Here is a 10,895-nt window from a genome sequence, read left to right as displayed (position 1 = left end):
TGCGCTCTACCAACTGAGCTACTCCCGCGTATTGCGTTACCGCTGCTCCGCCACCGTTACTTCGTCGTGCAGCGGAGAAGCGAGATTATGTCGAAGGCACATTCGTGTGTCAAGGGCTTTTCGCGCCCTTTTTCCAAAAACTTTCGCCGTCCGCCCCGCGCGACGCGCATCACACGCCGCTGCGCTCGCGAATCTGCGGCCACGCGAGCTTCATGTAGTACAGCATCGACCAGATCGTCAGGATGGCCGCCAGATACATCAGCCACTCGCCCCACACGCGCGTGTCGATCGTCGCGACGCCGAGTGGCAGCGGCCCGTAGTACAGCAGCATCGGAATCGCGACCATCTGGCACGCAGTCTTGAACTTGCCGAGCTGGTTCACCGCGACGCTCTTCGACGCGCCGATCTGCGCCATCCATTCGCGCAACGCCGAAATCGCGATTTCGCGCCCGACGATCACGAGCGCGATCGCCGCATCGACGCGCGAGATCTGCACGAGGATCAGCAGCGCGGCCGTCACCATCAGCTTGTCCGCGACGGGATCGAGAAAGGCGCCGAACGACGACGTCTGGTTCCATTTGCGCGCGAGAAAGCCGTCGAACCAGTCGGTCAGCGCCGCCAGGATGAAGATCGCCGCGGCCGCGAGATTGCGATGCGCGCCGCCCATCACCGTGTCCGGCAGATAGAACACGCCGACGACGAGCGGAATCAGCACGATCCGCACCCACGTCAGGAAAATCGGAAAATTGAACGGCATGGCATCCGGGACAGTAAAGGATTCGCAATTGTGCCGTGTCGACCGGCCCGCTACAAGAACGCCGGCGCCCGGGCCGCGCGGCCCGCGGCGGCCGCGTCAGTGAAGCTGCTTGTAGATCTGCTCGGCGAGCGCGTGCGAAATGCCGTCGACGCTCGCGAGCTCTTCGACGCTCGCCGCGACGACGCCGCGCAACCCGCCGAAGCGCGCGAGCAGCCGCTGGCGACGTTTCGCGCCGACGCCTTCGAGCTCCTCGAGCCGCGACGTCTGGCGCGCCTTCGCGCGCTTCGCGCGCATCCCGGTGATCGCGAAACGGTGCGCCTCGTCACGGATCTGCGCGACGAGCATCAGCGCGGCGCTCTCCTTGCCGAGCTCGAGCGGCGCGCGGCCGTCGGCGAACACGAGCGTCTCGAGACCGACCTTGCGCCCCTCGCCCTTCGCGACGCCGACCAGCATCGACGTGTCGAGCCCCAGTTCCGTGAAGACCTGCCGCGCAATCTCGACCTGTCCCTTGCCGCCGTCGATCAGCACGATGTTCGGCAGCAGGCTCGACGTTTCGGCCTGACGCGTCGACTCGCCGTCGATGCCGGCCGCGTCGTCGGCAGCCGCCGCCTGCGCGGCCTGCTCGACCATCTTTTCGTAGCGGCGCGTGAGCACCTGGCGCATCGCCGCGTAGTCGTCGCCGGGCGTGATGCCGGTGATGTTGTAACGGCGATACTCGCCCGACTGCATCTTGTGATGGTGATAGACGACGCACGACGCCTGCGTCGCCTCGCCCATCGTGTGGCTGATGTCGAAGCATTCGATGCGCAGCGTCGCGAGATCGTCGCATTCGAGGCCGAGCGTCTCGGCGAGCGCGCGCGTGCGCGCCTGCTGGGAGCCCTGCTCGGACAGCAGCCGCGCGAGCGCGATCTGCGCATTCTGCTCGGCCATCGACAACCATGCGCGCCGCTGTCCCTGCGGCTGCCGCACCAGCGACACCCTGTGGCCGGCCTGTTCGGACAGCAGCTCGAGCAGGTCGCGGCTCGCCGGCGCGTGACTGACGACGAGCACCGGCGGCACGCGATTGCCGAGGTAGTGCTGCGCGATGAACGCGTCGAGCACTTCGGCTTCGATCGACGCCGTCGTATCGCGCGTGCTGCCCGGCTCGCCGGCGGGCGCCTCCGCCGGGACGTCGGGCGCATCGATCGCGTCCGCATCCGTATCGTCGCCGAGGCCGCCCTCCGCGAGCGTCAGCGCGCTTTCGACGTGCGTCGGGAAATATGCCTTGTCGCCGAGATGGCGGCCGCCACGCACCATCGCGAGATTCACGCACACGCGCCCGCCCTGCGCGACGACTGCGAGGATGTCGACGTCGCTGTCGCTGCCGACCTCGATCGCCTGCTGATGCAGCACGGTCGCGAGCGAGCTCATCTGGTTGCGCACCGCCGCCGCCTGTTCGAACTTCAGCTCGGCCGCGAACGCATGCATCTTCTGCTCGAGCTCCTTCATCACTTCGGACTGCCGGCCGAGCAGGAAGCGCGCGGCATTCGACACATCGACGGCGTAGTCCTCGGCCGAAATCGCGCCGACGCACGGCGCGGTGCAGCGCCCGATCTGATGCAGAAGGCACGGCCGCGTGCGGTTGTTGAAGACCGAATCCTCGCAGGTGCGCAGCTGGAACACGCGCTGCAGGATCTGAATGCTCTCGCGCACGGCCCACGCGCTCGGGAACGGCCCGAAATACTGGTTCTGCTTGTCGACCGCGCCGCGGTAGTACGCCATCCGCGGAAAGCGATGCGAGGTCAGCTTCAGGTACGGATACGACTTGTCGTCGCGAAACAGGATGTTGTAGCGCGGCGCGAGCGCCTTGATCAGGTTGTTCTCGAGCAGCAGCGCCTCGGCTTCCGATCGCGTGACGGTCGTCTCGATGCGCGCGATGCGCGTGACCATCATCGCGATGCGCGGCGACAGCTGCGTCTTCGTGAAATAGCTCGACACGCGCTTTTTCAGGTCGCGGGCCTTGCCGACGTAGAGCACCGCACCGGCCGCGTCGTAATAGCGGTAGACGCCCGGCATATGCGGGAGCTGCGCGAGGATCTTCTTCGGTTCGAACGGAGTATCGGGGGCTTCTGCGGATGTCATGCGTGATCCGGGCGCCGTCGGGCGCGGAACGGGTCCATTAGAATCGCCAGTTTAGAGCATTCACCGATCCGCTTCGATGCCCGACACCGTCCCCGCCCACGTCGCCGCGCCGCCGGTCGCGCCGAACGAACCCGTCGCGTGCGACCTCTTCTGCGCCGTCATCGACAACTTCGGCGACATCGGCGTGTGCTGGCGTCTCGCGCGTCAGCTCGCCGACGAGCATGGCTGGCAGGTGCGCCTGCTCGTCGACGATCTGCACACGTTCGTGCGCCTCGTGCCGGACGTCGATCCCGACGCCGCGCGCCAGACGATCGACGGCATCGCGATCGAGCACTGGCACGCGGAGGTCGGCGACACGCTCGAGATCGCCGACGTCGTGATCGAAGCGTTCGCCTGCGAACTGCCGGCCGCGTACCTCGCGGCGATGGCACGCCGCGCGCGCCGCCCGGTATGGATCAATCTCGAATATCTGAGCGCCGAAGACTGGGTCGCCGATTTCCATCTGCGGCCGTCGCCGCATCCGCGCTACCCGCTGCTGAAGACGTTCTTCTTCCCCGGTCTGTCGGCCGGCACCGGCGGCGTGCTGAAGGAGCGCGACCTCGACGCGCGGCGCATCGCGTTCGAAACCGACGCGGCCGCGCGCGATGCATGGTGGCGGCGCGCGACGGGCGGTGCGCCGCCCGCGCCCGACGCGACGGTCGTCAGTTTGTTCGCGTACGAGAACCCGGCCGTCGACGCGCTGCTCGCGCAATGGCGCGACGCGCCGTCGCCGGTCGTCGCGCTCGTGCCGGCGGGCCGCGTGTCGCCGGCGCTCGCACGATTTTTCGGGGTCGAGTCGTTCGGCGCTGGCGCGCAGGCCAGCCGCGGCAACCTGACCGCGCACGGGCTCGCGTTCGTCCCGCAGCCGGACTACGACGCGCTGCTGTGGAGCGCCGATCTCAATTTCGTGCGCGGCGAGGATTCATTCGTCCGCGCGCAGTGGGCGCGCAAGCCGTTCGTATGGCACATCTACCCGCAGGCCGACGATGCGCATCTGCCGAAGCTCGATGCCGCGCTCGCGCATCTGTCGGCCGGCCTCGCCGACGCGCCGCGCGCCGCGCTCGCACGCTTCTGGCATGCATGGAACGGAGCCGGCACGGCCGACTGGGCCGATTTATGGCAGCACCGCGCCGCGCTGCAGGCGAACGCCGAACGCTGGGCGGACGCGCTCGCGGCGGTCGGCGATCTCGCCGGAAAGCTGGCCGAATACGCAAAATCTCAGTTAAAATAAGCGGTTATCCGACGGCTGACCACGCAAGCGCTCGCTTTTGGCGCCCACGGAACCTCCCCGCTTGCGCTGTCAGCCGTTGTGCAACGCTCAGGCACCTATTTATTTGATTTGATCAGGACAGTTTTTTTATGAAGACCGCACAGGAACTCCGCGTAGGCAACGTCGTGCAGATCGGCAGCGACGCTTGGGTCATCTCGAAGACGGAATACAACAAGTCGGGCCGTAACGCCGCCGTCGTCAAGCTGAAGATGAAGAACCTGCTGACGAACGCAGGCCAGGAATCGGTCTACAAGGCCGACGACAAGTTCGACGTCGTCGTGCTCGACCGCAAGGAAGTGACGTACTCGTACTTCGCCGACCCGATGTACGTGTTCATGGACGCCGACTACAACCAGTACGAAGTCGAAGCGGAAATGATGGGCGACGCGCTGAACTACCTCGAGGACGGCATGGCGTGCGAAGTCGTGTTCTACAACGAGAAGGCGATCTCGGTCGAACTGCCGACGATCCTCGTTCGCGAGATCACGTACACGGAACCGGCCGTCAAGGGCGACACGTCGTCGGGCAAGGTGCTGAAGAACGCGAAGCTCGCGACGGGCTTCGAACTGCAGGTGCCGCTGTTCTGCAACACCGGCGACAAGATCGAAATCGACACGCGCACGCACGAGTACCGCAGCCGCGCGTAACCGCTCGCGATGCCGCATTGAACAAAGCGCCCTTCGGGGCGCTTTTTGTTTGTCCGTTCGCAACAGCGACGCGCGGGACGCGGGCCGCGCGTCCCGCGTAAACAGCACAGAATCCGCTATCAAAACTATTCAATTTGTATCATAGGTAACTGTTTTATAGCAAAACGGAAATAATGTCCGTGGCGCGTGCAGCGGGGCATAAAATCGGCTTTTAATCTCATCTCGAAATGCGGCTGCGGATTGACGGCCCGCCTCTCTTGAACCGACTCTCGCGTCCACCATGCCACACGCCCTGATTGTCGAAGACGATCCCAACAGCCTGTCCGGCCTCACCGCGCTGCTCGCCGCGGACGGTTTCTCCGTCGACACGGCCACGTCGCTCGCCGAAGCGCGCACCGCGCTCGGCCGATCGATCCCCGACGTCGTCCTGGTCGATCTGAACCTGCCGGACGGCAGCGGGTTCGACCTGCTCCAGCACCTGCCGCAACAGCAACCGAACGGGTCCTTGCCCGTGATCGTGCTGACCGGCAACGCGACAGTCGAAAGCGCGATCGAGGGTTTGCGTCACGGCATCTGGGACTATCTGCTCAAGCCGATCAACATCCCGCGCCTGCGCAGCCTGCTCGCGCGGATTCCGCGTCCGTACGAACTGATCGACGAAGTGCAGTCGCTGCGCACGTCGCTGCGTCAGCTCGGCCGCTTCGGCGCGCTGGTCGGGCGCAGCGAGGCGATGCAGCACGTGTACGACATGATCGAGCACAACGCGCGCACCGAAACGGCCGTGCTGTTCTCCGGCGAAGCGGGCACCGGCAAGAAGCTCGCCGCGCGCACGCTGCACGATCTGAGCCGCCGCCGCAAAGGGCCGTTCGTCTCGTTCGACTGCCGCACGCTCGCCCAGGCCGGCCGCCACGGCGCGTCGCTCGACAGCGTGCTGTTCGGCCACGAGCGCGGTGCGTTCGACGGCGCCGACCGGCGCGAGGCGGGTCTGTTCGAACAGGCGGGCGGCGGCACGCTGTTCCTCGACGAAATCACCGCGCTGCCGCTGGTGCTGCAGGAAGCGCTGCTGCACGCGCTCGACTCGCAGAACTTCATGCGGATCGGCGGCACGAGCACGATCGCGAGCGATTTCCGGCTGATCGCGGCGACGCGCCGCCCCGCACGCGAAGCGGTCGCAAACGGCACGCTGCGCGAGGATCTGTGGCTGCGTCTCGATGCGGCGTCGATCACGATGCCGCCGCTGCGCGAACGCGACGGCGACGCGCTCGCGATCGCCGACGCGCTGATCGACCAGCTGAACCGCGACGCGCATGCGACCGGGCGCGGCACGACCGACAAGCGCGCGGCGCCCGGTTTCGTGCGCGAATGTCTGTCGTACGAATGGCCCGGCAACGTGCGCGAGCTGCAGGAGCGCGTGCGCTTCGCGTACGACGCGTCCGGCGATTTCATCGAAACGCTGCGCGCCGGCGAAGCGAGCTTTGCGGCCGGCGCCGCGCTGAACGGCAGCAGCGTGCAGATCAAGGTCGGCACGCCGCTGTCGGACGTCGAGGACCTGTTGATCCGGGCGACGCTCGATGCGGTCGGCGGCACGCGCCACCGCGCGGCGACGCTGCTCGGCATCAGCCCGAAGACGCTGTACAACAAGCTGCAGCGGATGAAGGTGAATTGAGTGTGACCGGCGTTCGTTTCGGGCGCCGGCGGAGCTGGCCGTTAGTTGCAAACAAGCCCGATTCAGTCGCTCTCGTATGAAAGAGCCCTTTAAGCGAAAAGCCGCGCAAACGCGCGGCTTTTTGTTTGATGCGACCGGCGCGCGGCGGCGTCGACCGCACCGCGCTCGCCTGCGCTCATTCGAGCGCGTCGGCCAGCAGCGCCTGCGCGCGCCGATACTCGGGCTGCTCGATCAGCTTGTCCCACTTGAGCGCCTTGCCGCGTGCGCGCATCCGCTTGATACGCCGTACGGAATCGACGCTGCGCTCGGCCTTCAGCTCGTTCAGCACGACTTCGGCCGCTTCCGGCTGATTGCACACGAGCACCATGTCGCAGCCGGCGGCGAGCGCCGCGTCGGCGGCCTGCGTCAGCGTGCCGCCCTCGCGCGCGGCTTCCATCGACAGATCGTCGCTGAAGATCGCGCCGGTAAAGCCGAGCCGGCCGCGCAGGATGTCTTGCAGCCACACGCGCGAGAAGCCGGCCGGGCGCGCGTCGACCTGCGTATAGATCACGTGCGCGGGAATCACGGCCGACAGCGACAGGCCGAGCCAGTCGTACGGCGCGACGTCGTGCGCGAGGATCGTCTCGAGCGAACGGTCGTCGGTCGGCAGCGCGACGTGCGAGTCCGCTTCCGCGAAACCGTGGCCGGGGAAATGCTTGCCGCAGTTCGCCATGCCGGCGAGCGCAAGCCCGTGATTCAGACTCTTCGCGAGCAGCGTGACGACGCGCGGATCGCGATGGAACGCCCGATCGCCGATCACGTGCGAGTGGCCGTAGTCGAGGTCGAGCACCGGCGTGAAGCTCATGTCGATCCCGCACGCGCGCAGCTCGGCCGCGAGAATGTAGCCGACCGCGGTCGCCACTTTCGTCGCGAGCAGCACGTCGCGATCCCATAGCTCGCCGAGGCGGCGCATCGCCGGCAGCACCGTGAAGCCGTCGGTGCGGAAGCGCTGCACGCGGCCGCCTTCGTGATCGACTGCGATCAGGATATCGTCGCGCACTGCGCGGATCGCATCGGTCAGCGCGGTCAGTTGCGCGCGGTTCTGAAAGTGCCGCGCGAACAGGATCACGCCGCCGGTGTTCGGATGCGCGAGACGCCGCGCATCGTCGCGCGACAGGGCCGTGCCGACGACGTCGAGCATGACCGGGCCGGGAGTCGTTTTCATCGAATCGGGAAATCCGTCAGGGAGTGGTTCGGGAAACAGCGGTGGGTACGTCGGGCGCAGGCACGTCGGTCTCGGCGATCACGAACGACACCGCGTAATCGCGCTCGTCGCTGACCGTCACGCGCGCGGCGATACCGCGCGCCGCGAGCCAGTCGGCGAGTTCGCCCGATGCGACGACGTACGGCTCGCCGCTCGGCCGGTTGAGCGTCTGCAACGCGCGCCAGGTCATCGGCCAATGCATGCCGAGCCCGATCGCCTTCGAGAACGCCTCCTTCGCGGAAAAGCGCGTCGCGAGAAACGCGATGCCGCGCGCCTCCGAACGTGCGCGGCGCGCATGGAACACGCGCAGTTCGTCGGGGCCGAGTACCTTCTCCGCGAAGCGTCCGCCGGTACGCTCGAGCACGGCCGCGACGCGGCTGACCTGCACGATGTCGGTGCCGATGCCGTAGATCGCCATGTCAGCTCCTTCGCGCCCGCAGCGGCGCCGCGTGCGCGGTCGACAGCCCGCATGCGACGCGCGTCGTACGCAACGACCGCATGGTCAGCGCGCGCCGCCGTGCAGCGCGGCGACGCGAGCCGCGACCATGATCGCCTTCATCTCGCGCACGGCATTGTCCCAGCCCGCGAAGATTGCGTGCGCGACGATCGCATGGCCGATGTTCAATTCGACGATGCCGTCGATCGCGGCGATCTGCTGCACGTTCGTGTAATGCAAGCCGTGCCCCGCGTTCACCTTCAGGCCGAGCTGCGTGCCGGTCTGCACGCCGGCGACGATGCGCTCGTATTCGCGCTGCTGCTCCGCTTCGTCGTGCGCATCGGCGTAGCGGCCCGTATGCAGCTCGATCACTGGCGCACCCGCTTCGTGCGCGGCGCGAATCTGCGTGTCGTCCGGGTCGATGAACAGCGACACGCGCACGCCCGCATCGGCCAGCTGCTTGCACGCGGCGCGCACGGCCTCGAAACGGCCCGCGACGTCGAGCCCCCCTTCGGTCGTCAGTTCCTCGCGCTTTTCGGGCACGAGACACGCATCGTGCGGACGCACGTCGCACGCGATGTCGAGCATCTCGGCCGTCACCGCGCATTCGAGATTCATGCGCGTCTTCAGCAGCGGACGCAGCTTGCGTACATCGGCATCGACGATGTGACGGCGATCCTCGCGCAAATGCAGCGTGATCGCGTCCGCACCGGCTTCCTCCGCGGCGAGCGCCGCACGGATCGGATCGGGATAGGTCGTGCCGCGCGCGTTGCGCAGCGTCGCGACGTGGTCGATGTTCACGCCGAGGTCGATGGCGGTGGGCGTCGTCAGGAAGAAGCTCATAGGTTTTGCAGGTCGATCAGGATCTGTCGCGTGGCGAGCGGCGTGCCGCCAAGATAAGTGTTCAGCAGGAAGCGCATCAGCGTCTTGCTTTGCGTCACCGTCTGGGGTCGATGGTAATCGTCCTGCTCCATGTCGAGCAACGTCTGCCCTGAAACGATCGGCCAGTGCGACGGGACGTCGTCGTCCGCGGGGCGCACGCCGCGTTCCGGATCGAACACGTAGCGTTGGTCGGGTTCGACGGCGCGACGCGCGACCGTCCGGTTCAGCGCCATCGCATAGCCGGTCTCGCGCAGCAGCACGCGCTCGAACGAACGCAGCACCTGCACGGCCGGCTCGCCGTGCGCGAGGCGCGTGAGCGTCAGCACATAGTGGTTGAACAGCGGCGGTTGCGGATCCTCGCGCGCGCAGAACTTGACGAGCAGTTCGTTTGCATAGAAGCCGCACAGCAACGCGTCGCCCGCGAGCGGCAGCATCCCGCCGACCCATTCGGCGCCCGTCAGCGTGCGGACCTCGGACTTGCCGGACCACGACAGCAGCAGCGGCTGAAACGTCTGCAGCACGCCGCGCAACGCGGAGTGCGGACGCTTCGCGCCCTTCGCGACGAGCGCGAGACGGCCGTGATCGCGCGTCAGCACGTCGACGATCAGACTGGTTTCCCGATACGGATAGCTGTGCAGCACGAACGCCGGCTGCTCGGCGACGCGGAACTCGGACGTGCGGGCGGTCGCGCGCCGCGTCTTGCGCGGCGGCGCCGGCGGTGCAGGCAGCGGCGCGTCGTTCGCGCCGGCCGTTACCGCGTCTTCGGTCGACGCAGATGCGTCATTCGTACCCATAGGCGCGCAGCCCCGCCTCGTTGTCGGCCCAGCCGCTCTTCACCTTCACGAAGGTTTCGAGGTACACGGGGCCGTCGAACAGCTTTTCCATGTCCATCCGCGCCTCGGTGCTGATCTGCTTGAGCTTCGCGCCCTTCTTGCCGATCACCATCGCCTTGTGCGAGTCGCGCTCAACCAGAATCGTCGCGAAGATGCGCTTCAGGCGCCCTTCCTCCTCGAACTTGTCGATCACGACGGTGCTCGTGTAAGGCAGTTCGTCGCCGGTCCAGCGAAACACCTTCTCGCGCAGGATCTCGGCGGCGAGAAAGCGCGCACTGCGATCGGTGAGGTCGTCCTCGCCGTAGATCGGCTCGCCTTCAGGCAGATACGGCTTGATCGTCTCGAGCAGACGCTGGATGTCCTCGGGATGCTTCGCCGACAGCGGCACGATTTCCGCAAACTCGCGCAGCGCGCTGACCTGCTGCATGAACGGATAAAGCGTGGTCTTGTCGTTCACGCGGTCGAGCTTGTTCGCGATCAGCAGCGTCGGCACGCCCGGCGGAATCAGGTCGAGCACCTTCTGATCGTCGGGGCCGAAGCGGCCGGCCTCGATCACGAACAGGATCGCGTCGACCGACGTCAGCGTCGACGTGACGGCGCGGTTCAGCGAACGATTCAGTGCCGTGCTGTGGCGGGTCTGGAAGCCGGGCGTATCGACGAAGATGTACTGCGCGTCTTCGGTCGTGTTGATGCCGGTGATCCGGTGGCGCGTCGTCTGCGCCTTGCGCGACGTAATGCTGATCTTCTGGCCGACGAGCGCGTTCATCAGCGTCGACTTGCCGACGTTCGGACGGCCCACGATCGCGATCATGCCGCAGCGGAAACCAGTAGGAGCGGGAGCGTTCATATCGATTGGGAGACAGGTTCGGAACCGGCCGCGCGGTGCGCGGCGCGATCGATGGGCAATTCAGTGGTCGGCATCGGCGACGCGCGCCGGCGCGGCGGCCACGCTCGCGGCGCCCGCCGACGTATCGGGGCCGGCAGCGGCGACGTCGGGCACG

At 67.0% G+C, this 10,895-nt stretch carries 10 protein-coding genes; 3 read left to right on the top strand and 7 right to left on the bottom strand.

The genetic code is table 11. The features are described 5' to 3' along the window. Window positions 1-169: 169 nt before the first annotated feature. Together pgsA and uvrC are read right to left on the bottom strand one after the other, a co-directional pair. On the bottom strand, window positions 170-757 hold the full coding sequence (pgsA, locus tag HMPREF3115_RS26800) for a CDP-diacylglycerol--glycerol-3-phosphate 3-phosphatidyltransferase (RefSeq protein WP_006401249.1): 588 nt from the start codon (window positions 755-757) through the stop codon (window positions 170-172). 96 nt (window positions 758-853) lie between these two features. Beyond that, window positions 854-2,878 (bottom strand): excinuclease ABC subunit UvrC, encoded by a 2,025-nt coding sequence (uvrC, locus tag HMPREF3115_RS26795; protein ID WP_053297485.1) that lies wholly within the window; start codon window positions 2,876-2,878, stop codon window positions 854-856. Between the two features lie 76 nt (window positions 2,879-2,954). On the opposite strand from uvrC, the gene earP reads away from it, so the two are divergent. The 3 genes from earP (at window position 2,955) to HMPREF3115_RS26780 (ending at window position 6,500) form a co-directional block, all read left to right on the top strand. Beyond that, a complete protein-coding gene (gene earP, locus HMPREF3115_RS26790) occupies window positions 2,955-4,148 on the top strand; it encodes an elongation factor P maturation arginine rhamnosyltransferase EarP (protein WP_070556829.1) in 1,194 nt (397 codons plus the stop codon). A gap of 128 nt (window positions 4,149-4,276) precedes the next feature. Beyond that, window positions 4,277-4,834: an elongation factor P gene (gene efp, locus HMPREF3115_RS26785; protein WP_006401252.1), complete on the top strand. Its 558-nt coding sequence runs from the start codon at window positions 4,277-4,279 to the stop codon at window positions 4,832-4,834. Window positions 4,835-5,114: 280 nt separating this feature from the next. Next, window positions 5,115-6,500, top strand: coding sequence for a sigma-54-dependent transcriptional regulator (locus tag HMPREF3115_RS26780; protein WP_059940827.1), 1,386 nt, complete (start codon window positions 5,115-5,117; stop codon window positions 6,498-6,500). Window positions 6,501-6,675: 175 nt separating this feature from the next. Here the strand turns inward: HMPREF3115_RS26780 and nagZ are convergent, their stop codons facing one another. From nagZ to era, 5 genes are all read right to left on the bottom strand, one after another. Continuing rightward, the gene (nagZ, locus tag HMPREF3115_RS26775; RefSeq protein ID WP_070556827.1) at window positions 6,676-7,704 is read right to left on the bottom strand and encodes a beta-N-acetylhexosaminidase; all 1,029 of its coding nucleotides are present in this window, start codon (window positions 7,702-7,704) and stop codon (window positions 6,676-6,678) included. Between the two features lie 16 nt (window positions 7,705-7,720). Beyond that, window positions 7,721-8,161, bottom strand: a complete 441-nt coding sequence (acpS, locus tag HMPREF3115_RS26770; protein WP_006401256.1) for a holo-ACP synthase — start codon at window positions 8,159-8,161, stop codon at window positions 7,721-7,723. 84 nt (window positions 8,162-8,245) lie between these two features. Continuing rightward, window positions 8,246-9,022 carry a pyridoxine 5'-phosphate synthase gene (gene pdxJ, locus HMPREF3115_RS26765; protein ID WP_006401257.1) on the bottom strand — a complete coding sequence of 259 codons (777 nt, stop codon included), beginning with the start codon at window positions 9,020-9,022 and terminating at the stop codon, window positions 8,246-8,248. Next, entirely contained in the window at window positions 9,019-9,855 is an 837-nt protein-coding gene (gene recO / locus HMPREF3115_RS26760; RefSeq protein ID WP_006409243.1) for a DNA repair protein RecO, read from the bottom strand. Before recO ends, pdxJ begins: the two co-directional genes overlap by 4 nt. Beyond that, window positions 9,842-10,741 carry a GTPase Era gene (gene era, locus HMPREF3115_RS26755; RefSeq protein ID WP_006401259.1) on the bottom strand — a complete coding sequence of 300 codons (900 nt, stop codon included), beginning with the start codon at window positions 10,739-10,741 and terminating at the stop codon, window positions 9,842-9,844. Before era ends, recO begins: the two co-directional genes overlap by 14 nt. Window positions 10,742-10,895 lie beyond the last annotated feature (154 nt).

It is taken from the genome of Burkholderia sp. HMSC10F09 (assembly GCF_001806955.1).
Lineage (GTDB): Bacteria > Pseudomonadota > Gammaproteobacteria > Burkholderiales > Burkholderiaceae > Burkholderia > Burkholderia multivorans.
This window is presented reverse-complemented; position numbering and strand designations above follow the sequence as displayed.

Coding starts and splice junctions, on each gene's coding strand:
- pgsA (WP_006401249.1), bottom strand. CDS start 757: ATGCCGTTCAATTTTCCGATTTTCCTGACGTGGGTGCGGATCGTGCTG.
- uvrC (WP_053297485.1), bottom strand. CDS start 2,878: ATGACATCCGCAGAAGCCCCCGATACTCCGTTCGAACCGAAGAAGATC.
- earP (WP_070556829.1), top strand. CDS start 2,955: ATGCCCGACACCGTCCCCGCCCACGTCGCCGCGCCGCCGGTCGCGCCG.
- efp (WP_006401252.1), top strand. CDS start 4,277: ATGAAGACCGCACAGGAACTCCGCGTAGGCAACGTCGTGCAGATCGGC.
- HMPREF3115_RS26780 (WP_059940827.1), top strand. CDS start 5,115: ATGCCACACGCCCTGATTGTCGAAGACGATCCCAACAGCCTGTCCGGC.
- nagZ (WP_070556827.1), bottom strand. CDS start 7,704: ATGAAAACGACTCCCGGCCCGGTCATGCTCGACGTCGTCGGCACGGCC.
- acpS (WP_006401256.1), bottom strand. CDS start 8,161: ATGGCGATCTACGGCATCGGCACCGACATCGTGCAGGTCAGCCGCGTC.
- pdxJ (WP_006401257.1), bottom strand. CDS start 9,022: ATGAGCTTCTTCCTGACGACGCCCACCGCCATCGACCTCGGCGTGAAC.
- recO (WP_006409243.1), bottom strand. CDS start 9,855: ATGGGTACGAATGACGCATCTGCGTCGACCGAAGACGCGGTAACGGCC.
- era (WP_006401259.1), bottom strand. CDS start 10,741: ATGAACGCTCCCGCTCCTACTGGTTTCCGCTGCGGCATGATCGCGATC.